Here is a 23327-nt window from a genome sequence, read left to right as displayed (position 1 = left end):
GGTTAGTTACCCAGTCCTGGAATGAGGTCGGTCGCGACGCCGACCATCCACATAATGATCAGCGCGATAATTCCGAGACCCAGCAGGTCGCCGTTCGACCAGTCGCCGAATCCCGACAGGAAGCCCCAGCCGTCGTCGCCGTCGTCCGTCGTCTCCTCCTCGTCAGCCTCCAGTTGCTCCAGATACGACTCCAGTGTGTTCAGATAGTCGGCGAACTGCTGGCTGTCATATGTGTCATACTCGGGTCGCTGGTAATCCGTCTCCGTGACCGTCACGTCAGCGCCGTCGCCTTCGCCGCCGATCGTCGCGTCAGCCCCGTAGTGGTCCAGAATCTCCTCAACATGGACGATATACTTGATGTCGTCCACCGAATCAAACTGGTCCATGTCCGATACCACCGAGTCAATCGAGTCCGGCGTTGCGTCCAGCGCCTCGATGTCGGCGATCGTCTCGTCGCTGACGTGCTCGATCGTCGCGCCTCCGGCGTCCCACATATCCGTTACGTCGATGACTCCGCTGGTGAACGAGAGTTCCTTGTTGTTTTCCTCGTCGTGCATCAGCGCGTCATGAAGGATACCGTCCACCGGACCCGGATCGTGGATCGCGATAAATTCGGGATCAGCGCCGGTGTTCCAACTCTCGATTACGGAGCCGTCCTCGGCGTCCAGTATCCAGCCGTTTTCTTCACCAGACAGCGCCACAACGCGATTTCCGTCCGGCGTGAAGTGTGCAGAGTAATAATCGAAGGACCCTTCGGAATGTGTCCAAACCTCCGTATCATCGTCAATATCGTACATGATGAGCGACGGCGAATCGCCACCACACAACACAGCGCGACCGTCTCGAACGTCAGTAACTTGGCCGAATCCTCCGCTTTTGAGGTCACTTTCGGACGATTGAGTACTCTGGATTTCGGAGCCGTCCGACGTGTCGACGACATAGATCATCCCGTTTTCGTTGTAGTACAGGACCCGATCGCCGTCGTCATCGAACCCGATACCCATTACGTTCGCATCGGTATCGTAGTGCTCGTGAAGCACGTCACCGGTTTCCGCATCGAGAATGTGCAGACCGTTCGAGTAGTCGCCAGTGGCGACTAACTCGTCGTTCGGGCCAACAGCCGCTCGCGTATCGCCGTCAGTGAGAGAGTGAGACCACAGTTCTGACCCGTCCTCGATGTCGAACCGTCTAATCGTCTCATTCGCATCGTCAACGCCGACCAACACGTCGCCAGACTGCGAGACACGGACCAGATCGGACGTGGTGGATACCGACCACAGTTCTGTCTCAGGGTCCGAAGCATCAACAGCACGGGTGTTGCCACCGGCACAATACAGCGTCGACCCGTCCGGCGAGATCGCCATTCCAGGTGCCGACAGGTCCCCGTACTCCGGCCTCGAACTGCCATCAGACAGGTTTCGGCGCGTCACGTTACCGCTTTGGTCCATCTCGAAGAACAGCGGATCTACCAGATACGTCCGACCCGTTTCAGGACTGACAGTCGACGAGTCGTCTTTGAACAGCACGCCGGTATACTGCTCGTCAGATACGTAGTCGCCAGGGTAGACGTGCCGATCGCTCAGGTCCGGGTCAGTATCCACGTTGCGGCCTGTCGCGCCGGAATACGTCACGTCCATGCCACTGACGAGACTGAAATCCGGCTGTTCCATGCCGAACGTTTGGAGCATCGAGATCCGCCAGCGCGCGTTTGTTGGGTCGTCTGTCCCCGACAGATAGCGAACCATCCCGTCCGGTCCCCTCACCTGCTCCGGCGTGATGTTTCCGGCGTCCAGCTCCGCATAGATGTCCTCGACGAACTCGACCGAATAGTTACCCACCACGTCGTCGCTTTTCGCCTGGATGTCCGACAGCAGAGTGAAAAACTCCACCCCGTCGAACACACGTTCGGACTGCAAGTCTTCGCTTTCGCTCGGGATCGTGAAGCGCAGGTCCGTTTCGTAGGTGCCGTTCGCTAGATCGTAGGTCACGACCTCGTTGGACGAGTCCCACGAATCAACCACGTCCTGCGTCAGGATCGGACTGGTATCGTCCGGCTCGCCGTCGTAGGTATCAGCGTCACTCTCCGGCCAGAACTCCACGACCGGCACCTCCAACTCCGCGCTTTCATACTCGTCCCCGAGTACGGCGTCTTGCTCCGCATCGGACGGGTTTACGTTGCTGATCGCGGTCCCGTTGTGAAGGTTGATCGTAACCGTCTCACGTTGGGCCGAGATACGCATCTGATGGAATGCGTCACCGTCGGCTGTGTCGTCGGCGCTCCCCACGATGTCGAACGTCGGATCGGTCGAAGTACCAGAACCAGCGATGTAGCTGTGTTGAAGTAGCGATTTGTTCGTAACGTGGTAATGGTTAAACTCCAGAAGTTCGTAATACTGCCGTATAAGGTCCAGCGCGTCGTTATACGCCTCACTGGAGCTTTTGTTTTCTTCCCACGCCGTCGCGATCCCGTGCCGCGCCTCCAGGTTCGCGATCGGTCGCGTATCCTCCAGGTGGTTTCCGAAATCGACCTCGTGAGTCGTCAGCGACTCCATTTCTGAGGTAGCCAACTGGTGAAGGATCGACCGATCAGCCGAGGGACTCTCGTTCAGTGACTCCCGCAGTTTTCGATACGCGATCACGCCGGTCATCCCGCCGAGAGGATGGGCCGCGATCGCGTATTCCGCGCCGTCGATCGAGGCCGCGCGATCGACAGCCGACCGAACGCCATCAACCAGATCAGCCCGCGCGGTCCTGGTTCCGAATGCTGTTACCCCCGTAACTGTGGAACCTGCCGCCAGCGCGCCGGTCTTGATCGCGTCACGTCGCGAAATTTTGTGGGCCGTGGGCTGTGGGCCGGTCTCCCGATCGGGAGCCGGCTCGGTATCAGTTGACATCAGGACCCACCCCGGAAGCGAGCGACGCCGGCCGCGACCGCGATCGCCGCGACCGCGATGGTCGCGCCGAATCCTGGCTGCGAATCGTCCCCGTCGAAGAACCCACCGCCAATCGTGGCATCGTCAGGCGAGACGTACCCGCTGGCAATGTGGTTCTCGTCGCCGGCTTCGACGAAGACGCGATACGTTTCGTTGGCCGCGAATTCGGTTTCGTTCAGCGTGTAGTGAACGTTCACCGTGTCAGATGGGCCGCCGGTCACCGTGTCCGAGACGACGGTATCTGCGGTGAGTGTGAGCGACAGCACCGTGTCGTCGTCTGTCAGCGAATCTTCCGTGTGATCCGCTAGGTCAACCGTCCCGTCAGACGCGACGTCGCTCCCGTTGAACTCCACCGTCGTCCCCGATGAATCCAACTCCGCGGAATACGTCGCCGGCGTGTGGACCGTGTCGTCAATCGTCAGGACCGTCCCGTTAAGGGTCTCGCTGTAGTTCCCAACCTCTTCACCGTCGTCTTGCCAGGCCGACTCGTTGTACGCATTGAATTCGACGGTCTCCTCGGACGTGTCGTTGAACGAATCGGCGAACTGTACGTCTAGTTCGACGTATTCGGTCTCGTTCGTGGTCTCGATCGTACTGTTCTCGATCGTGTCCAGGTCGGAAGACTGAGCCGCGGCCATGCCGACCAGCCCGACGCCGATCGCCGCGATCGCGGCCAGAACCAGGAGCGTGACTGTCGTCGATCGACTGAAAGAATTGCTCATGTTCGGTCACCTCAGTAGTACGCGATCAGGTAGTAGCCGGCTCCGTTGATCGCGATCAGCAGGAAGCCCGCGTACCAGTACGTCGTCAGCGCGCTGTTCACCGCGGGAACGATCGCCGAGAACAGGTTCAGTAAGACCATCCCACCGACGACGGCCGCCTGTTCCTGGCTGAAGTCGTCCCAGTCGCGCGCCTCGTTCGAGAGCCAGGCGATCGCGATCGCCCCCATCGTGAAGATGAACGCCCAGGTGATCTCGGTCCCGGACGACGAGTACAGCGCGTCGCTCAGGTAGAACGTGACGGGGTTGTCGATGCCGATCGTGCCGATCCCGCTCATCGCGAGCGTCGCCGCGACGAACAGCGGGGCCAGCACGGCGTCGATGAGGTCGACGCCCTCGTGATTCTTGATCGAACCGAAGGTTCTCGTTGCCATAGTGCAACGCCGGCAGATCTACCCACCTCGTTGAAAGCGTCAGGAAAACCGCCGGAATCCCTCGGGAGTCCCGATACTCACCAACTTTTATGAGTTGGGGGGTTGCCCGCCGGATATGGCGCTGAACAAACTCCGGCAACTGGACCAGGATTCAGTCGGGATCACGCTCCCGAAAGACGACGTCCGCGTGGAGGGGCTCCTCGACGAGAACGGGCGGCTCGAAGGCGAGCACCACGTCCACATTCGGCACGTCGACGAGGGCGAATGGACACTCGAACTGGTCGAAGAGATCGGAACGTAGGAAGTCAGTTTTCGGGTTCTGACCGTGTTCGGTATCGTGGCTGCAGTCGAAGTGAACGAGCGGCGTCGGCCGAGATCGTCACCATTCGATCGCCGGACGTGACGCGCTCACCGGCGACGTCCTCGATGAGCGCGGCCAGCTCGTCGCGGTACGATTTGGGCCGCTGTTCCTGTATCTGGACCGTATCCTTGTCTCGATGGTGAAGCGCGCGGTTCGCGAGGTACGCGAGCACGAACGTTTCTCGGGTCTCGTCCGGTGCATCGTCGAGATACTCCGGTAGAGAGATGTCGTCGACCTCGGTCTTGGGGCCGATCGGAGCCCCCAGGACGGTGAGCACTCGCCCGAGTACCGTTCCGTGTTCGGTTGGCCGAACCTCGGTCGCACGATCGTCACTGTCGTCGTGGACGAACTGATAGTCGACACCCGTCGCCTCGAGCGCGTCGACGACGTGCGAATGTCGTCCGTTTTCGTTGAGCGCGAACGACGGACTGTAGTTCTCCGCCGCAATCGAGCCGCCGGAGAACACGTTCGCGACGAGTGCGTTCAGTCCGGTGAACGACTTGTTGTCGTAGCCCACGTCCAGCCAGCCGTGCTCGCGAGCGGTTTCGATCGCTCGGACCGGATCAGGATAGCCGCCGTCGTCGATCCAGGTACGAAGCCGTCCCCGTGGAAGATCGAGTGCACTTGCGGTCGCGGTCGAGCCACAATCGTTGCGCGTGGCGTACGCGATCGCGCGTCGATACTGCGCTACCGCTTCCCAGGCGTCGGTGTAGTAGCCCCCATCGAACGTGCGCGCGAGTCGACGTTCGTCGACGAGCGAAACCCCATCTCCCATACGTGTCCGTCTGATTCCGTGGCCATAATCGTTGTTGCCCCGCCTTCGGCTGAACGAAATCGCCAGACAGAACGGTTTCAAGAGGGTGTTGTACGAATTCTGCGACCCGCTGATTATCACAATTGAAACCGTTGTCAGACAGGGATACACTCACGATCCCATAAATATATGAACCCCCGACCGACTGGTCACTATCAGCACCGGAAACGGAGACGGCAGGAAGGTGGGCGCTGGGATGGTGTGCTTACCCCCAATCCCCGAGCGCACGTCGGGGTACCAGATACCCCGGCATAAGCCTTCTCACCGTTCACGTGGGTGCTGTGTGGTAAACAATGCTCGAAAACATCGGAACAAAGCTCGTCGGAGACGACGAGGAACGTGCAGTAAGTCCAGTTATCGGCGTCATTCTCATGGTCGCGATAACCGTTATTCTCGCGGCCGTGATCGCGGCGTTCGTCCTAGACTTAGGTGGCAGCGTAAGTCAAGAAGCAAATGCTGCCGTCGAAACTAATGTGGACAATGATGCGGGTGATGGGGAGATTGAGTTTTCCGTGACATCCATGGGTAACTCCGAAGAGATTGTTCTACGTGGAGATGAAACTGATTTCGACGGCGCCTCAGATGGCAGTGATTTAGGAGATGGTGATGATTTGAAAGAAGCTGGTGATAAAGTCACACTGGAGGCTGTAAGCGCCGCTGAAGATGGTGAAGTTGCAGTTGTCGCAATTACCGAAGATGATGAGGAAACCGTAATCACGACGGTTGAGTACGACTTTGCCTAATCAACAATGATCCTTTCATCCAAATTGGTTGGTGAGAAGGACGAACGGGCTGTGAGCCCAGTTATCGGCGTTATCCTTATGGTTGCGATAACTGTCATTTTGGCAGCAGTGATCGCCGCGTTCGTTCTGGACCTCGGTGGTAGTGTGGATAATGAAGCGAATGCAGGGACAGATATCGAGATTGATGATCGTGCTGGAACAGTAGAAGTTTCAGTAACCTCGATGGGGAACTCTGAAGAACTCGAGATCCGTGGTGAGGGTATTAACAGTCCTGGTTCTCCACTAACGGAAGCAGGTGAACACCGAGTCCTTGACGTTGATGAGGGGGATATAGAGGCAGACGGTACTGTATCTATAGTCGGCATTACTGACAGCGGTAGTGAAACGACAATTTCAAGTGAGGACTTTGGGTTCGAACCAACTGTTGACTTCAGCACCGGTGATGAAGAGATTGAAGTAACTGCAACAACTCTTGCGGATACTTCAAGTATTGAATTTGAAGTCTCCAGTAGTGGTGACTCAGATGGAGATACCATCTCATTCTCTGATCCTGATACTGATACATTCGATCTTGATGCTGGTGAGTCCGGTACTGTGACAGCAAAAGATGCTGACGGTACGGAAATCGATAGTATCGAGTTCGACTTCTAATAGCATCTCTCACTAATCCAACTCCTATTATATTAGAATAGTTGTGAAAGTCTATATCAGCTTTCACGAAGTACGTCCAATGTAAGCCGCTATTCACTTAGTTATTTGAATCAGTTTTTAAGTCGTTTGCATCGAGTTGGCCTTTGAGATAGGCTTGTCCACGGTTAGTGATCCGGTACAGACCCCGGTCTTCGTCGTAGTACTCGACAAGTCCGCCATCCTGCAACGCCCGGAGTCGACGACGAACGTGTGATATTTTGTAATCGATATTCGCCTCGACGGTGGACGGGTTCGCGACGATCGGCTCGTTCCCCTCGTTCAATAGGAACTCGAGGATCGCGTCATCGGCTCGCGTCATCCAGTCCACCCGTGGTCGTCGCATTCGCTTTCTAAGACACAGAACTCCATGTTAGAATGCTCGGTACGATGGTATTTGAACGCTATTCGACTCCTTGTAGTGCATTGTTCAATGCATTAGTTTGAAGTGCTACCCGTTCCTGGGTGAGTGCAACGGAAGCCAGACGGACCCGCCGCTGCCCGGTCGGGTCCTTGTGAGAACGCGGACCCGGTGTTAGGGGCACCGGCCCGCTGGCCTCCGTAAGTGAGTACGGAAGCATGCTATCGGAGAACGCACCGGGGGAAAAGTCCCCCGATCGACCGCATCGATCGACCCGCGGCCCACAGCCCACGCCCGACTCGGACAGTTATCGGAACGGTATCGGAAATCACCGAGAGTTCCAAAATCGCATTCGAGAAGCAGTCAATCACCGATTCCTGAGTATCAGAAATATCGGAAACCACCCTCGAGAAACTAAGAGGGTACCGTGCAGTCGTTACGAACCACCGACGGACAGTGACCGCGCGCGCCGACCAGTCCTACGTAGCAGCGCGCGCGGTGAGTCCGCGGTCCCACAAGTGTGAGACCATGACACACCAGACACGCCACGACGGTAAGCGTACCGGATACTGTAACCAGCACGATACTCCCGAGGTGGGGCGATGAGTGCCGCCGATCGCGACGTCCCACGCTGCGACGGATGCGGGCTGACCGCGGGCCGAGTCCGTGAAGTCGAGGTCCAGGACCCTGACGGACGAGTCACCGTCTGCGACAGCTGCGAAGACAGCCTTCGAGCGACGATCGTCGCGGAGGTGCGGGTCTATGTCTGAGACCGATCGCGATCGGCGAGTCGACGCGATGGAACGCCAGGCCGAGGCGCTCGAGGCGATCGCGACGGAACTGCGCTACCAGAACGCGGCGCTCGTCGAGACGATCGACGCGATCGACGACTTGGCCGCACGCGTCGACGAGTACCACGTACCGGATACCCGGCCGCGGGATCGATCCGGAACCGCGCTCCAGACGGCGATCGCCGATCGGCTGTTCGAACGCGACGATCTCGAAGACAGCCCGATGAGCGCGCTCGCGCGCGCCGAGAATTGGCAGGAGCGTGATCGGTAGTGAGCGACGATTTGGAACCGCTCGCACCCGAGGAAGGTGTGGATATGTTCCTCGAACATCGGAGCCCGAGTATTCGGGAATCATCGATGCAGAACGCCAGGCACCGCCTGTCGGTGTTCCTCGAGTGGTGCGAAGAGAAGGAGATTAACAACCTGAACGACCTGACCGGTCGTGACCTCTCGCTGTTCGTCAGCTGGCGGCAGGGCGATGTCGCACCGATCACGCTGCAAAAGCAGTTGAGTAGCGTCCGGATGGCCCTGCGCTGGTGGGCCGACATCGAGGCAGTCGAAGATGGGCTCGCAGAGAAACTGCATGCCCCGGAATTGCCGGATGGTGCTGAGTCCCGCGAGGTCTTCCTCGAGGCTGATCGCGCGAAGCAGGCGCTCCGGTACTTCGACCGGCACCACTACGCTAGCCGAGACCACGCGCTGATCGCCTTGATCTGGCGAACCGGAATGCGACGCGGTGCGGTCCGTGGGCTCGACGTCGACGATCTCGACGAGGATGACCAGGCGATCCGTGTAGAACACCGTCCTGACACGGGGACACCGCTGAAGAACGGTGACGACGGGAGCCGCTGGGTCTACCTGGGACCGCGCTGGTACCGGATTCTCGGCGACTATGTGGATAACCCCGATCGGGAAGACGTCGTCGACGAGTACGGCCGCCGGCCACTGTTCACTACCCGACAGGGAACCCGGCCCAGCGGCCACTCGATCTACAAATGGGTGATCCGGGCGTTGCACCCGTGCACGTACGCGGAGTGTCCCCACGATCGAACGCCAGCCGAGTGCGAAGCCCGAAGCCGTGATTCGGTACCGTCGAAGTGCCCGTCGGCGCGATCACCCCACGCGATCCGTCGCGGTGCGATCACGAATCACCTGAACGAGGAAACGGCTCCAGAGACCGTGAGCGAACGGATGGACGTCTCACTCGACGTACTGTACGAACACTACGACGCGAGAACTGAGCGCGAGAAGATGGCGGTCCGTCGTCAAAACATTCCAGACTGAACCATGATTTGCAAAACCACCCGACTCGTCGGGGTTTCACCATCCCGGCGAGTCCATGATTCTCGCGTTGCGAGCAAATTCGCGAGCGACGCGAATGGTATTGTAGCCACTGAAAGTCACTGCACACCTGATCGCAGGGCAGCGTTGCGATCAGTGTGTAACTCGTTTCAGTGGCTACTATAGACCGCCGGTGCGATCGGTCCCGTTTACGATCGTACTCGGCCAGACGGTAAACAGTTAGGCAGAATCGACATGACTGTATCTGCACAACTCAGGGTCAGGCTGGAGTGGTAGGTGGGACTAGTGGTGGTCTCTCTCCAGCCCGATTTTGGATTTTCCAACGTTGGTCTTCAATCTCACGTTATTAGTTGACGGACACCAGTGGATCGAAATGGAGTGCGCCTAGCGATCGAACGGCCACGATTTTCGCCTATTCGGCCCCTGAGGTGTCCCACAGCAACTCCGGTTCCCGGCTAGCACGCGCCATGTTCGTGGATCACCGATTCGACCGAATTTCCGAAAGCGGACGTGGGTCGCCCGCGAGACGTCAGTCCCGAACCGCAGCCAGCGTATCCAGGTACCCGTGGCCGTAGTACTTCCGATCGTATTCGGCCGGCACCTCCGCCGTCCGAGTCAACGCGTTCGCCACCTGGTTCGCGTTGTACCCCGGATTCGCACTCGCAACCAACGCAGCGGCCCCGGCGACCTGCGGCGCGGCCATCGAGGTCCCCGCGAACCAGGCGTGGCCGTAGTCGGCACCGAGATACGTACCGTCGTCGTCGAACTTCGGGAGCGCGATCGCGTTCAGCACGTTATCGTGCGTGAACTCGCCGCCCGTGCCGCCGGGAGCGGCGAGATCGATCGCACCGACGCCGTGGGTCGTGTACGTCGAGGGCGAGTAAGGTGGCTCGTCGTACGCTCCAGTCTCCGGATCGAACCCGACGGGGCCCGTGGCGCTGGTGGTGAGTCCGCCGGCCGTCTCCGAGGAGTCGGTCTCGTCCCGGTTGAACTGGAGGCTCTCGCCCCAGTTGCCCGAGGCGTGGGTGTGGACCATGCCCTGGCGTCGGACGTAGCGACCCACGCGCTGGTGGACCGTGCCCCAGAATTTACCCCAGCCGTCCATCCGCATCTCCCAGGTCCAGCCGAGGCTGAGGTTCGCGACGTCGCAGCCGATCTCGGCGGCGTAGACGAGCGCCGCCATGACGTCGCCCATGTACGTCTCCCGCCAGTACGCGGGCGGCAGATCCCCGCGATCGCGGCTCTCGAGCGCCGCCCCGAAGACGCGCAGGTCGACGAGTTCGGCGCCCGGGGCGGAGCCGACGACCCCGCTCCCGTCGTCGGTCGCGGCGACGATCCCCGCGACGTGGGTCCCGTGGGCTCCGCCGTACGGTTCGCCGACGCCGTACTCGTCCGGGGCGAAGCTCCGGGACAGGTCGAGGTCGACCTGCCCTGTTAGGTCGGGGTGGCCGGCCGCGATCCCGGAGTCGATGATCGCGACGCGCGTTCCCTCGCCCCTGGTGATCTCGTGGACCTCGGGAACGCCCTGGTCGCGTTTGTCCCACTGGAAGTCGGTCAGGTCTCGTGCCGGTGCGGACGACTCCACACCGGCGACGGCCGTCGGCCGGTATCGATCGACCGCCAGTTGCCGGTCGGGGGCGTACGCGGCCCCCGATCGATCGAGTCGGTCCGCCGTCGCCCGGACGACGAGCAGATCGACCGGATCCAGTTCGTGGACGATTTCGAGATCCGACTCGGTCCGGAGGCGTGTGCGATCGACGACGAAGCGGCCGGTCGAATCGGCCGTCGCGGCCGTCGATCCGAGAGTGAGTGCCCCGAGCGATGCGCTACCCGCCGTGATGAAGGTTCTTCGATCCATGGTATGAGGGTGGAGAGGTACCGGCCCCGTCGCCGGGTCCGGCTGACACCGCGATCGTCTCTCACGCCCGGAATACTGTCGAAAACGAAGTTATATTTGTGTTGGATTATCAGAAACTGTGATTGAAACCAACGTTTATGATTCGGACCGGTTCCGGGAGCAGGGCGGTAATGGCGGACGGCTGGTCGGGGAGTACAGCCAAGGTCCCGGCGTGCCAACGTCCGAGTATGCCTGCGGATTCCAACCGCGCCGACGACCCCGACCCGATCGAGGAGGAGCCGACGGACACGCTCGACCTCGCACACCCCGACGAGGTCCAGATCGGCGTCACCCGCGGCGAGGCCGACCTCGAGATCGGGCCGCCGCGGGACTACCCCGATCGGGCGGACGTCTCGGTCCGACCGGCGGACGATCGGGTGGTCCTGAGCGTCGATGCGATGGCCGGCGACCACGGGACGGGTCACGCTGACGCGACGCTGACCCCGGTGGAGGCGCGCCAGTTGTCCGAGCGCCTCGCCGAGACGGCGCGCTGGATGACCGAAGACGAGCCACCGGACGAGGAGGAGTGATCGACCTACGGCGTTCGACTCGGGACGATTACCGATCGGGCGACGGGGTAGAAACCCGCGAGAGGTACGCCGCCAAGTCCGAGGTCGTGACCATTCCGATGACGCCCTCCTCGTCGTCGACGACCGGCAGGTGGTGGAACGAGTGTTCGACCATGACGTCGGCCGCGTCGACGATACTGTCCTGCGCCGAGGCGGTGATGACGTCGGTGGTCATGTACCGCGAGACCGTCGTCTCGGCTTTCGGGTGGCTCTCGGCGACGATGTTGACGAAGTCGGTCGTCGTCAGGATCCCCTCGAGCTGGTTGTCGTCGTCCACCACGACGACCGAACCGATGCCGTTCTCGAGCATAACGTCTCCCGCCTCCTCGACGAGCGTGTCCGGCGTCACGGTGTGGAGTGACGTGGACATTACTCGTGCGACGAAAATGTCGTCCATAGACGATCATGATCCTATATCAGTATAAGGGTTGGCCAACCGGTTCGATTCGTCGGGACCGCGGTCGGGCGTCAACCGCCCGCTGGCGGTGACGATCCGGCGGTCGCAACCGTCCCCGCGACTCGCTCGTCGCTGTCGGGGCCGACTCCGGACCTCGCTCACGGGCTCCCTAACAAAGCCCCTGGGGGCACGACTGCAACGTATGGCGGACGACGACGCGGTCGACGATCGCGAGGGATCGTCTTCGCTGGCGTTCGACGGCGGCCCTGACGCCGGTAGCTCAGGTCCGGATGTCGTTCCCTCGCCCGCGGACACGAGCGGCTACGGACTCTCCCTGACGCTCGTCGGGGCCGTCCTGCTCGCGCTGGCGTACTACGGGGTGGTCGCGACCCGGGGCCCGCGAGAACTCGGGCAGGCGATCCCCGAACCGTTCTACGGGCTGGTCGTCGCCTTCCTGTTCGTCGCCGAGTTGCTCCAGCGGGGCCGCCTCGACGCCATCACGCTCGGCCGCGCGATCGCGCTCGCCGTCGTCTACGGCGGCCTATTCGTCTTCGCCGTCGAGGGCGCGGCGTACCTCTGGGAACGGCCGGAGGTCGCCCTCACCGGCTACGTCGGGGTTACGGTGTTCGCGGCCGCGCTCGTGGTCGCGGCCCTGCTGTACGTGGGCTACCTGACGATCGTCGGGACCGATCGTACCGGGTCGTAAGCGAGGGTCTTCGGAATCGCACCGGGTCGTAAGCGAGGGCGCTCGAAACCGCGCCGGATCGGGCCGGGGCGTGATGGTGGGCTTTATTCGCGATCGGACGAACACCTCGGTATGATCGAGGCGACGCTGTGCTTTCCGCTCCAGGAGCGCGGGTCCGCCGACCGAGCGGGCGGTGACGTTTGCGACGCCGCACGTGACGAAGTGCTCCTGATCGAGAAGCGCCGCGGACTCGGAGAGGGGTGGTACAACGGCCCCGGCGGCAAACTCGAGGACGGCGAGACGCCCCGGGAGTGTGCCGTCCGCGAGACGCGCGAAGAGGTCGGACTCGCGGTCCGGGACCTCGAGAAGGCAGGCGAACTCACGTTTACGCTCGACGGTGATCCGCACACGTTCTGTCACGTCTATCGGACGCGATCGTTCGACGGCGAGCCGACCCCCTCCGACGAGGCCCGCCCGGAGTGGGTCCCGATCGACGAGGTGCCGTACGATCGCATGTGGGAGGACGATCGGCTCTGGCTCCCGACCGTCCTCGAGGGCGACACCGTGGCCGGCGAGTTCCGGTTCGAGGGCGGCGAACCGCTCGACGAAGCCGACTTCGTTGATCACGACCTCGAACGAGACGTCTCGTTCGAGGATCGATCGTAGTCGATCGCGACGCGAATCTGTCACCGCCCTGAATCGACGTTCGCGGCCAGTGAGAGGGTCGAGAACTCTCTTCACCGGAGTCGTGGTAGCCCCGAGTTCGCATGGTCGACCAGTCTCGACGCCGATCAGTCCTCGTGGCGGCCGCTGGGGCGGTGACGACCGCGCTCGCGGGCTGTCTGGGCGACGACGGAGGCGACGACGAGTGTGCCGACTGCGAGAACGAGATCAGGGACGTCGGTGGGGAACGATCCGCCACCGGCTACTCGGGGACGGCGGTCACGATCGACGATGATACGGACGAGAGCGTCACGGTGGACGGTCCCGTCGAGGTCCGCGCCGGGGTCGCGGTCGGCGGCGACGTCAGCGGCGTGTCGGTGACGATCGGCGAAGACGCCGCCGTGGACGGGAGCGTCTCCGGCACCGCGGTGACGATCCGTCCGGGCGCGATCGTCGCGGGTGACGTGATCGCCGAGTCGATCGAGGTCAGCGACGACGCCGAGGTCAGCGGGACGGTCGAGGCGGCTGAAGAGGATGCCGACGGAGGTGGCGATGAGGACGAAGACGAGGAGCGCGAAGATGACGGTAATGAGGGCGACGACGAGGACGGCGATGACGCTGACGAGGAACGGGACGACGACGAGGGGGGCGATGATGAAGGGGAGAACGAGGAGGATGATGACGGAGGCGAGGACGAAGACGACGAGGAGGACGATGACGGAGGAGAGGACGAAGACGACGGGGACGATGATGACGAAGATGGGGACCAGGCTGACGAAGACGAGAGCAACGGTGACGGCGAAGACGAGGACGGGGACGATTGAGGCGGCGACGAACACCGATGGTCACCCAGTAGCCGATCGGGCGTCTCGACCGGGAACGCGATCGGTTCGGCTCCGTTTCATACGGATTGCTGTAACGATGTACCGGCGCAACCGCGATCCGGGCGGCGGTTGCGCCGGAACTGACTTACAGTAAACCGTATCAGGGCGTCAGGACGACTTTACCGGAACTCTTGCGGTCTTCGATGTACTGATGGGCCTCGGCGGCGTCCTCGAGCGCGAACTCCTCGCCGAGGATCACCTCGAGGTCGCCGCTCGTGAGTCCTTGCGTGAGATCGGGAACGGCCTTCATGATCTTGTTCGGATCGTGGTAGGCTGCCTGCCCGAGGTGGAACCCTTTGACGGTCTTGTTCTCGAAGAGGAGCCGCTGGTTCTCGGCGCTCGCGGGGACGCCGCTCGCGACGCCGTAGGTGACCATCCGGCCGAAGTGGGCCATCGCGTCGAGGCTGCGATCGAAGACGTCGTCGCCGACGCTCTCCAGGACGAGGTCGACGCCATCGCCGTCGGTCTCCTCGTCGACGACGTCGCGAAAGTCCGTCTCGGTGTAGTTGATCGGGTGGTCACAGCCCAGGTCGGCGGCGAGGTCGAGTTTCTCCTGCGTGCTCGCGGTGCCGAACACCTCCGCGCCGTGGTTCGAGGCCAGCTGGACGGCGGCCGTCCCGACGCCGCCCGCGGTGGCCTGGATCAGGACCGTCTCGTCTTCCTCGAGTCCGCCCCACTCGAACAGACAGGAGTGAGCGGTGAGGAATTGGACTGGAAAACCCGCGGCCTCCTCGAAACTCATGCCCTCCGGGATGGGAAAGAGCATCTGCGCGTCGGCCGTGACGTACTCGGCGTAGCCGCCGCCGTTGAGCATCGCGACGACCCGATCGCCCTCGTCGAGGCCGACGCCCTCGCCGGTCGCGTCGATCGTTCCGGCGGCTTCCATGCCGGGGATGTAGGGCGCGTCCGGCCCGCCCGGGTAGTGCCCCCGGCGCTGCATGATGTCCGCGAAGTTGATGCCGGCGGCCTCGACGTCGATCCGGACCTCGCCCGCGTCCGGCTCCGGTCTCTCTCGGTCGACGACCGCGAGCTGTTCGCTGTCTCCGTACTCTGTTACCTCGATCGCTTTCATAAACTTACATTCGTAATCGAAGACCATAAAAATTCGACAACTGGAAAGAACGCACGGGACGTTGCGGCGGTTCGGTGTGCGCCTCTCGGGTCGGCACGATCCGTCGCCGGGGCGATCGGCGGGGGATCACGGTTCCGTCGAACCTTCGCATGGTTTAAGCCCGCCGTGGCAGTGAGTCGATGTATGAGCGACGAGAGTCAGGAACTCGGGATCACCGAGTCGAAATCGCACAAACCCGGCGAGTGGTACGCCGAGGTCGTCCAGAAGGCGGGACTGGCGGACTACGCGCCGATGGGCGGGTTCATTGTCACGAAGCCCCGCGGCTACGCGCTGTGGGAGTCGATCCAGGACGCGCTGGACGGCTGGTTCAAGGAGACCGGCGTCCAGAACACCTACTTCCCGATGTTCATCCCGGAGAGCTACCTCGAGCGCGAGAAGGACATCGTCGAAGGGTTCGACCCCGAGGTGGCCTGGGTGACTCAGGGCGGCCACGAGGAACTCGAGGAGCGCCTCGCCGTCCGCCCGACCAGCGAGTCGATCATCGCGCCGTTCATGGCCGAGTGGGTCCGGAGCCACCGCGACCTGCCGCTACGACTGAACCAGTGGTGCTCGGTCGTCCGCTGGGAGGCCACCGAGACCAAGCCGTTCTTCCGGACGAAGGAGTTCCTCTGGCAGGAAGGCCACACCGCCCACGCGACCGACGCGGGGGCCTGGGAGGAGGTCTGGACGCGGCTAGGCCAGTACGAACGCGTCTACGAGGAGGTGCTCGCCATCCCGGTGCTTCGCGGCAAGAAGCCCGAACACGACAAGTTCCCCGGCGCGGACACGACCACGACGGTCGAGGCGCTGATGCCCGACGGCAAGTCCGTCCAGGGCGGCACCAGCCACCACCTCGGTCAGAGCTTCGCCGAGGCGTTCGACATCACGTTCGTCGACGAGGACGAGAACGAGCAGACCGCCTACACCACCTCGTGGGGACTCTCCTGGCGCGCGCTCGGCGCGCTCATCATGACCCACTCGGACGATCAGGGACTCGTTCTCCCGCCGACGATCGCACCCACTCAGGTCGCGATCGTCCCCATCTGGCAGGCCGACACCAAGGAGAAGGTGCTCGACTACGCCGAAGAGATCGCCGACGAACTCGAGGCCGCGGGCCTGCGCGTCGAACTCGACGATCGAGACGAGCGCAATCCCGGCTTCAAGTTCAACGAACACGAACTCAACGGCGTCCCGCTCCGGATCGAGATCGGCCCCAACGAGGTCGACGACGAGGAGGTCACGCTCGTCCACCGGCCGGACACCGAGAACGTCGTCGCCGATCGCGAGGGACTCGTCGAGACCGTCGAGGAGAACCTCGACGCGATCTACGACAAACTCTACGAGGCCGCCGAGGAGACCCTCGAGGAGAACGTCCGGGAAGCCCACAGCCCCGAGGAGATCCTCGGGACGATCGGCAAACACGGCGGCTACGTGAAGACGCCGTGGTGTGGCGACCAGGCCTGCGAGGAAGCCATCAAGGAAAAGATCGCCGCCGAGATCGTCATGCAGCCGCTGGCGGAGGAAGGCGGCGCGAGCGCGGGCGAACCCGTCCGTCCCGACGACGACGCGACGTGCGGCGTCTGCGGTGACGACGCCGACGAGATCGCGTACTTCGCGAAGTCGTATTAGGGACGGTTCGGGGCCGTCTCGGAGAAGTGAGAGGGCCGTCCGTCGCGTCATTACGTTTCGGTTTCTCGAGCACGGAGTGATCCTTCACTGAGAGAGTACTTTTGGCCGACCCCATTTTCGAAATGCGTAACCGCACTCCGTGAACGGGACCCGAGGGCGGACGTGGGATCGTTGAAGACCGATTCGCAGCCGCTCCGTGCCGATCTGTTAGCGACTGTTTACTTTTCTACTGGGAGACTATCCAGCGCACTAGAATGCAACGGAGAGATCTTATTCGGTTGCTGGCAACTGGGGGGCTGACGCTCCCGCTCGCAGGCTGTACCAGCGGTGATGAGAGCAGTAGCGGGACTGGGGAAGGTGGTGCTGACGGGAACGACGGTACTGGCGAGAGCGGTAACGAGGGCACTGGCACTGGAGACGATGATCGTGACGACGAGAGTACCGGTGGTTCCGATGGGCCGGAACTCCTCGACCACGAGTTCTACGAGGAGGAACTCCAGGCGGGTGTCGACGGGAGCGTACGCAACGATACTGGTGACGAACTGGATCACGTCGCGGTCACGGTCCGGTTCTACGATACGGACGATCGCCAGATACACGAGGGGGTCGATAGCACGGAGGGCCTCGACAGCGGGGCGGAATGGGCGTTCGACGTCCCCCTTCTCGGTGCGCGCGCGGAGGAAATTGGTGACTACGAAATCGAAGTCTCCGAGAGCCCCGTTTAGCGATTCCAGACTCAGCTATCGCTTCGCTTCGATCTTTGCGACGTCGTACTGCTCAGTCGCACGCGAACGGTGCCGTTCTGACCGATGGGGTTTTCTGCCAGCGTTGTTCGGTACTACCCACCTGACGACCGCCGCCAGGCGGTGTCACGGAGCGCAGTGCGTGCGACGACGTAACTAGTCGAACGACGATCGACGTCACTCTACTCGAATATCGGCCACACAGACCCTGAGGGGGCGGTCTGTGGGAGTGATGCACATGGCCGTGACCGTAGTACCAATCGAGTGAACCTAATCGTTTACCCAAATAGGGCTTCCCACTGGAGAACGAACCACGGGTGTGGTGTTCACTCTGGTGGGTGAGCACTACATGCCTCTGACACTTCTGTTCCTTCGTCCGGTCATTTATCGTCCGGCCGTCGCCAGTTCGGACCGGTGACCGACGATCCAGAGACCGCGTCGATTTCGTGCCCGAGATCGATCGTCGGTGCGGGGACGATCGAACGCCGCGATCGGCGTTCGATTTCGAGCGTTTTATACCTTATATTCGATTATATGTGATTATAATACATTTAGCCATTATGGAGTAGCCTCTTATGTACGGTCGCGCGAGTGAGGGGTATGCCACAGCCACACTCATCCACCGAGCGTTCGCAGGGTCTCGCCGATCCGGCGGACGAGCGGTCGAACTGCGGGGTCGGCGTCGTGATGGACCTCGACGGTGAGGGGGGACACGACGTCGTCACCGACGGTCTCGAACTGCTCGTCAATCTCGAACACCGCGGGACCACGGGCGCCGAGAAAGACACCGGCGACGGGGCAGGCATCATGCTCCAGCTTCCGGATACGTTCTTCGAGGGCGTTCTCGACGCCCCGCTTCCGGATCCCTACGCCGCCGGCTCTATCTTCTTTCCGCAGGACGAGGCCGCACGCGACGAACTGATCGCGATCGCCGAGGACGTCTTCGATCGGTACGATCTCTCTGTCGTCGAGTGGCGCGACGTGCCGACGGACAACGGGGACCTCGGGGCGACGGCCGTCGACTCCGAACCCGACGTCTGGCAGGTGTTCATCACGCCCGAGGACGACGTCACGGGCGCGGACTTCGATCGACGGCTCTACGTCGCGCGACGCGCGCTCGAAAACGAAATTGAAACGCGTGACGTCGAGGGCGCGGATCGCTTCTACGTCTGCTCGCTCGACTCGAAGACGATCGTCTACAAGGGCCTGCTCAAGGGCGAGCAGGTGCCCGCCTACTACCCCGATCTCACGGACGAACGGATGACGTCGACGTTCGCCATGGTTCACGAGCGGTTCTCGACGAACACGCTCGGCGCGTGGCACCTCGCCCACCCCTATCGGAACATCGTCCACAACGGCGAGTTCAACACCATCCAGGGCAACATCAACTGGATGCGCGCCCGCGAGACGGACATCGAGAGCGACGTTCTCGACGATCTCGAGGCCGTCAAGCCGATCATCGACGACCCCGACCAGTCCGACACCGCGAGCGTTGACAACGCGCTCGAACTACTCATGCAGGACGGACGCGACCTCGCACACGCCCTGCGGATGCTCATCCCCGAGGCCTGGCGCGGCGACGACGCCATGGATCAGGATCGCAAGGACTGGTACGACTTCCACGCCTCGCTCGTCGAACCGTGGGACGGCCCCGCGCTCGTCGCGGCGACCGACGGCGAACGCGTCGGTGCGGTGCTCGATCGCAACGGCCTCCGGCCGTGCCGGTACGACGTCACGACTGACAACCGACTCGTCATGGCCAGCGAGGCCGGGGCGCTCGACACCGATCCCAGCGAAATCGAGGAGCGCAGCCGCCTCCAGCCCGGCCAACTGTTCCTCGCCGACCCGAACGAGGGACGCGTCATTCCCGACGAGGAGGTCTTCGACGACCTCACCGACGATCGGTACGGCGAGTGGATCGAGGAGGAACAGGTTCACCTCGACGACGTCCACACCACGGCCGACAGCACCCCGCGAGAGGCGGTCGACGGCCTCCGCGACTACCAGGCCGCGTTCGGCTACACGCGGGACGAACTCGACAACATGATCGCGCCGATGGTCCAGCAGGGGAAAGACCCAGTCGGTTCGATGGGCGACGACACGCCGCTGTCGGTACTCACGGAATTCAACCGTCCGCTCTTTTCGTACTTCAAGCAGCTGTTCGCGCAGGTCACCAACCCGCCGCTGGACTACATCCGCGAGGAACTGGTCACCTCGATGGAAAGTCGGCTGGGCTTCCAGCGCAACCTGCTTTCCGAATCGCCCGCACACGCGCGCCAGCTGGTGCTCGACTCGCCGATCCTTACCGACGCCGAACTCGCGTCGATCCGCGACTGTGACGCCAACGGGATCACCGCGGCGACGGTCGACATGACCTACGAACCGACGAGCGACGAGCCCGGAACCGACCTGGAGGCGGCGATCGAACGGGTTCGCGAGGAGAGCGTCGCGGCGATCGAGGCCGGTCACGACGTCCTGATCCTCTCCGATCGCAACGTCGACGAGGATCGTGCGGCGATCCCGAGCCTACTCGCGACGGGCGCCGTCCACCACCACCTCGTCCGCAACGGCCTGCGTAACCACGTCGGCCTCGTCGTCGAGTCCGCCGACCCGCGGACGGTCCACCACTTCGCGACGCTCGTCGGCTACGGTGCCGGTGCGGTCAACCCGTACCTCGCTTACCAGACGATCGCGGACATCACGGCCGGCGAGGACGGCGCGGATACCGGCGTCGCGATCGACGCCTACGTCGGCGCGGTCGAGGACGGCCTGCTGAAGATCATGGCCAAGATGGGCATCTCGACCGTCGAGAGCTACCAGGGCGCCCAGATCTTCGAGGCCGTCGGCCTCGATTCGGACCTGGTCGAGGAGTACTTCGAGGGAACCGAGAACCGGACCGAAGGGATCGGCCTCGCCGAGATCGAAGCGGACGTCCGCGAGCGCCACGAGACCGCCTTCGGCGGCGACGACGCGGATCTCCCCCGCTCGGGCGAGTTCGAGCACCGATCGACCGGCATCCACCACCAGTGGAATCCCGACACGGTCGGCACGCTCCAGCAGGCCGTGCGATCGAACGACTACGAACGGTACGGGGACTTCGCCGAACAGATCAACGACCAGCAACAGACCCTCCAGACCCTGCGCGGCCTGCTCGAGTTCGAGAGCGATCGGGATCCGGTCCCGATCGAGGAGGTCGAACCGATCAAAGACATCGTCCAGCGGTTCTCGACCGCCGCGATGAGTCTCGGGAGCCTCTCGCCGGAGGCCCACGAGAACAACTCGATCGCGATGAATCGCCTGGGCGCCAAGAGCAATTCGGGCGAGGGCGGCGAACCGCCGGAACGGTTCGGTACCGAAAAGGAGTGCAACGTCAAGCAGGTCGCGTCGGGGCGCTTCGGCGTCACGAGCACCTACCTCTCCTCGGCCGACGAACTCCAGATCAAGATGGCCCAGGGATCGAAACCCGGCGAGGGCGGGCACCTTCCCGGCGAGAAGGTCAACGAGATGATCGCCCACGTTCGCAAGTCCACGCCCGGCGTGGGTCTCATCTCCCCGCCGCCGCTACACGACATCTACTCGATCGAGGACCTGAAACAGCTGATCTTCGACCTCAAAGCCGCGAACGAGGAGGCGGACATCAACGTCAAACTCGTCTCCGAGGCGGGGATCGGCACGATCGCGGCCGGCGTCGCGAAGGCCAACGCCGACGTGGTCCACATCTCGGGTCACTCCGGCGGGACGGGTGCCTCGCCGCGCACCTCGATCAAGAGTGCGGGGCTCCCCTGGGAACTCGGCCTCGCCGAAGCGAACCAGATGCTCTGTGCGACCGGTCTGCGCGATCGGATCCGCGTCTCCGCCGACGGCGGGATGAAGACCGGGCGCGACGTCGCCGTCGCCGCCCTGCTCGGTGCCGAGGAGTACGTCTTCGGAACCGCCTCGCTCGTCACCAGCGGCTGTGTCATGGCCCGGCAGTGTCACGAGAACACCTGCCCGGTCGGCGTCGCCACCCAGCGCGAGGACCTGCGCAAGCGGTTCCCCGGTGAACCCGAACACGTCGTCAACTACATGACCTTCATCGCGCAGGAACTGCGCGAGATCATGGCCGACCTCGGCTTCCGCACGGTCGACGAGATGATCGGACAGGTCGACGTCCTCACCCAGCGCGACGACGTCGATCACCCGAAGGCCCGCAACGTCGACCTCTCGGACGTGCTTGCCGACCCCGAGGGCGATATCCGGCGCAAGATCCGCGAGCAGGACCACGAACTCGAGGATCAGCTCGATCGGGACATCATCTCGGCGGCGGCCAACGCCATCGAAGACGAAGAACCCGTGTCGCTCGCGACCGAGGTTACCAACGTCGATCGGACCGTCGGTGCGATGCTCTCGAACCGCATCACGAGCCGCTACGGTGAGCCCGGGCTCCCCGAGGACACGATCTCGATCGATCTCGAGGGGACGGCCGGCCAGAGCTTCGGCGCGTTCCTCGCCAGCGGCGTCTCGCTCCACCTCGACGGCAGCGCCAACGACTACGTCGGCAAGGGGCTCTCGGGCGGCAAGATCACGGTTCGGACGCCGGAGACGGCCGCCTACGATCCGACGGAGAACATCGCCATCGGCAACGTCGCGCTGTACGGCGCGACGGGCGGGCAACTGTACGTCAACGGCGTCGCGGGTGAGCGCTTCGCCGTCCGCAACTCCGGCGCGAAGGCCGTCGTCGAGGGTGTCGGCGACCACGGCTGTGAGTACATGACCGGCGGCGTCGTCGCCGTGCTCGGCGAGACGGGCACGAACTTCGCGGCCGGGATGTCCGGCGGCGTCGCCTACGTCTACGATCCGGACCGGGAATTCGAGGCGAAGGCCAACACCGGAATGGTCTCGCTCCACGAGGATCTCGAGGAGAAAGACGAGGCGATGCTCCGCCGTCTCGTCGAGAACCACGTCGCCTACACCGGCTCCGATCGAGGTGACCTCCTGCTCGAGAACTGGGAGCGTGCGCTCGACGCCTTCGTGAAGGTCATGCCCGAGGCCTACCACCAGGCGATCACCGAGCAAGGGAGCGACGACGTGCGCAACGAACTGCCGGGCGCGCCCGACGCGGAGGCCGTCGCCGAGTCCGCGAGTTTCGCCGCGAGCGACGACTGACCTGCGCCAGTCCCCGCTCGCCCCGATGGGGTTCGAACGCCACCATCAGCGCGCGGAATACGGCGGCCGAGGTCGGCATGACTGCGGAGTCCAAACCGCCCGATTTCTCGTCAGTGCCGTAGCTGTGCCTACTGAACGCTCGCCTCGCTTCGAGACTGACCGGGGAGCACCGTCGACGGACGGGTCACTCCGGTCGTCCGTCGACGGCGACGAACGTCGTTCCGCCGCAGGAGCAGGCCCGCCGACCGATCGGTTGCAGACCGCCGTTCCTCGGCTTTCGGCCGACGTGTACGTTTCCGCACCGTTTGCAACTCACCATTAGCAGGCTCAACCGCGGCGACATTTCGACACCGACGTGTTGGAAGTGTGGTCGATCAAAATTCGTTGCCTCGTTTCGTTCCGCTCGCAGTTATCCTCGAGTGACCAGCCGTTTGATCCGGGCGACCAGTCCTTCGTTCG

19 protein-coding genes and 1 pseudogene are annotated in these 23327 nt (G+C 62.8%); 12 read left to right on the top strand and 8 right to left on the bottom strand.

What is annotated here, in order from left to right; translation table 11 throughout:
• Positions 1 to 2: 2 nt before the first annotated feature.
• Genes AC6I6X_RS18425 through AC6I6X_RS18415 form a run of 3 tightly spaced genes read right to left on the bottom strand, consistent with a single transcriptional unit; the run spans position 3 to position 4086 of the window.
• Positions 3 to 2894, bottom strand: coding sequence for a WD40 repeat domain-containing protein (locus AC6I6X_RS18425; RefSeq protein ID WP_497932019.1), 2892 nt, complete (start codon positions 2892 to 2894; stop codon positions 3 to 5).
• Positions 2894 to 3655: a PGF-CTERM sorting domain-containing protein gene (locus AC6I6X_RS18420; protein ID WP_497932018.1), complete on the bottom strand. Its 762-nt coding sequence runs from the start codon at positions 3653 to 3655 to the stop codon at positions 2894 to 2896. Before AC6I6X_RS18420 ends, AC6I6X_RS18425 begins: the two co-directional genes overlap by 1 nt.
• An 11-nt stretch (positions 3656 to 3666) precedes the next feature.
• Complete coding sequence (locus AC6I6X_RS18415; protein ID WP_497932017.1) at positions 3667 to 4086, bottom strand: DUF8023 family protein; 420 nt, start codon at positions 4084 to 4086, stop codon at positions 3667 to 3669.
• Positions 4087 to 4201: 115 nt separating this feature from the next.
• Between AC6I6X_RS18415 and AC6I6X_RS18410 the strand changes: the two genes are divergently transcribed.
• The gene (locus AC6I6X_RS18410) at positions 4202 to 4387 is read left to right on the top strand and encodes a DUF8053 family protein (RefSeq protein WP_497932016.1); all 186 of its coding nucleotides are present in this window, start codon (positions 4202 to 4204) and stop codon (positions 4385 to 4387) included.
• A gap of 4 nt (positions 4388 to 4391) precedes the next feature.
• Here AC6I6X_RS18410 and AC6I6X_RS18405 read toward each other — a convergent pair whose 3' ends face one another.
• A complete protein-coding gene (locus AC6I6X_RS18405) occupies positions 4392 to 5222 on the bottom strand; it encodes a hypothetical protein (protein ID WP_497932015.1) in 831 nt (276 codons plus the stop codon).
• Positions 5223 to 5554: 332 nt separating this feature from the next.
• On the opposite strand from AC6I6X_RS18405, the gene AC6I6X_RS18400 reads away from it, so the two are divergent.
• Positions 5555 to 6004, top strand: coding sequence for a type IV pilin domain-containing protein (locus AC6I6X_RS18400; protein WP_497932014.1), 450 nt, complete (start codon positions 5555 to 5557; stop codon positions 6002 to 6004).
• Positions 6005 to 6010: 6 nt separating this feature from the next.
• A pseudogene (locus tag AC6I6X_RS18395) lies at positions 6011 to 6146 on the top strand (archaellin/type IV pilin N-terminal domain-containing protein); the annotation flags it as partial.
• A gap of 606 nt (positions 6147 to 6752) precedes the next feature.
• Here the strand turns inward: AC6I6X_RS18395 and AC6I6X_RS18390 are convergent.
• The gene (locus AC6I6X_RS18390) at positions 6753 to 7037 is read right to left on the bottom strand and encodes a winged helix-turn-helix domain-containing protein (RefSeq protein WP_497932013.1); all 285 of its coding nucleotides are present in this window, start codon (positions 7035 to 7037) and stop codon (positions 6753 to 6755) included.
• 777 nt (positions 7038 to 7814) lie between these two features.
• On the opposite strand from AC6I6X_RS18390, the gene AC6I6X_RS18385 reads away from it, so the two are divergent.
• Positions 7815 to 8114: a hypothetical protein gene (locus AC6I6X_RS18385; RefSeq protein WP_497932012.1), complete on the top strand. Its 300-nt coding sequence runs from the start codon at positions 7815 to 7817 to the stop codon at positions 8112 to 8114.
• Complete coding sequence (locus AC6I6X_RS18380; RefSeq protein ID WP_497932011.1) at positions 8114 to 9127, top strand: tyrosine-type recombinase/integrase; 1014 nt, start codon at positions 8114 to 8116, stop codon at positions 9125 to 9127. The genes AC6I6X_RS18385 and AC6I6X_RS18380 overlap by 1 nt, the downstream gene beginning before the upstream one ends.
• Positions 9128 to 9674: 547 nt before the next feature.
• Here AC6I6X_RS18380 and AC6I6X_RS18375 read toward each other — a convergent pair.
• Positions 9675 to 11003 carry a S8 family peptidase gene (locus tag AC6I6X_RS18375; protein ID WP_497932010.1) on the bottom strand — a complete coding sequence of 443 codons (1329 nt, stop codon included), beginning with the start codon at positions 11001 to 11003 and terminating at the stop codon, positions 9675 to 9677.
• A gap of 227 nt (positions 11004 to 11230) precedes the next feature.
• Here AC6I6X_RS18375 and AC6I6X_RS18370 point away from each other — a divergent pair, with 227 nt between their 5' ends.
• Positions 11231 to 11572 (top strand): hypothetical protein, encoded by a 342-nt coding sequence (locus AC6I6X_RS18370; protein WP_497932009.1) that lies wholly within the window; start codon positions 11231 to 11233, stop codon positions 11570 to 11572.
• A 28-nt stretch (positions 11573 to 11600) separates the two neighbouring features.
• Here the strand turns inward: AC6I6X_RS18370 and AC6I6X_RS18365 are convergent, their stop codons facing one another.
• Entirely contained in the window at positions 11601 to 12008 is a 408-nt protein-coding gene (locus tag AC6I6X_RS18365; RefSeq protein WP_497932008.1) for a CBS domain-containing protein, read from the bottom strand.
• Between the two features lie 202 nt (positions 12009 to 12210).
• Here AC6I6X_RS18365 and AC6I6X_RS18360 point away from each other — a divergent pair, with 202 nt between their 5' ends.
• The 3 genes from AC6I6X_RS18360 (at position 12211) to AC6I6X_RS18350 (ending at position 14180) form a co-directional block, all read left to right on the top strand.
• Complete coding sequence (locus AC6I6X_RS18360; RefSeq protein WP_497932007.1) at positions 12211 to 12714, top strand: hypothetical protein; 504 nt, start codon at positions 12211 to 12213, stop codon at positions 12712 to 12714.
• 111 nt (positions 12715 to 12825) lie between these two features.
• Complete coding sequence (locus AC6I6X_RS18355; protein ID WP_497932006.1) at positions 12826 to 13359, top strand: 8-oxo-dGTP diphosphatase; 534 nt, start codon at positions 12826 to 12828, stop codon at positions 13357 to 13359.
• 101 nt (positions 13360 to 13460) lie between these two features.
• Positions 13461 to 14180 carry a bactofilin family protein gene (locus tag AC6I6X_RS18350; protein WP_497932005.1) on the top strand — a complete coding sequence of 240 codons (720 nt, stop codon included), beginning with the start codon at positions 13461 to 13463 and terminating at the stop codon, positions 14178 to 14180.
• A gap of 160 nt (positions 14181 to 14340) precedes the next feature.
• Here AC6I6X_RS18350 and AC6I6X_RS18345 read toward each other — a convergent pair whose 3' ends face one another.
• Positions 14341 to 15312 (bottom strand): quinone oxidoreductase family protein, encoded by a 972-nt coding sequence (locus AC6I6X_RS18345; protein WP_497932004.1) that lies wholly within the window; start codon positions 15310 to 15312, stop codon positions 14341 to 14343.
• 183 nt (positions 15313 to 15495) lie between these two features.
• Between AC6I6X_RS18345 and proS the strand changes: the two genes are divergently transcribed.
• The 3 genes from proS (at position 15496) to gltB (ending at position 22868) form a co-directional block, all read left to right on the top strand.
• A complete protein-coding gene (proS, locus tag AC6I6X_RS18340) occupies positions 15496 to 16980 on the top strand; it encodes a proline--tRNA ligase (RefSeq protein ID WP_497932003.1) in 1485 nt (494 codons plus the stop codon).
• Positions 16981 to 17234: 254 nt separating this feature from the next.
• Positions 17235 to 17705, top strand: a complete 471-nt coding sequence (locus AC6I6X_RS18335; protein WP_497932002.1) for an FxLYD domain-containing protein — start codon at positions 17235 to 17237, stop codon at positions 17703 to 17705.
• Between the two features lie 618 nt (positions 17706 to 18323).
• Complete coding sequence (gltB, locus tag AC6I6X_RS18330) at positions 18324 to 22868, top strand: glutamate synthase large subunit (protein WP_497932001.1); 4545 nt, start codon at positions 18324 to 18326, stop codon at positions 22866 to 22868.
• Positions 22869 to 23327 lie beyond the last annotated feature (459 nt).

Source organism: Halosolutus sp. YCN4, assembly GCF_059736495.1.
This window is presented reverse-complemented; position numbering and strand designations above follow the sequence as displayed.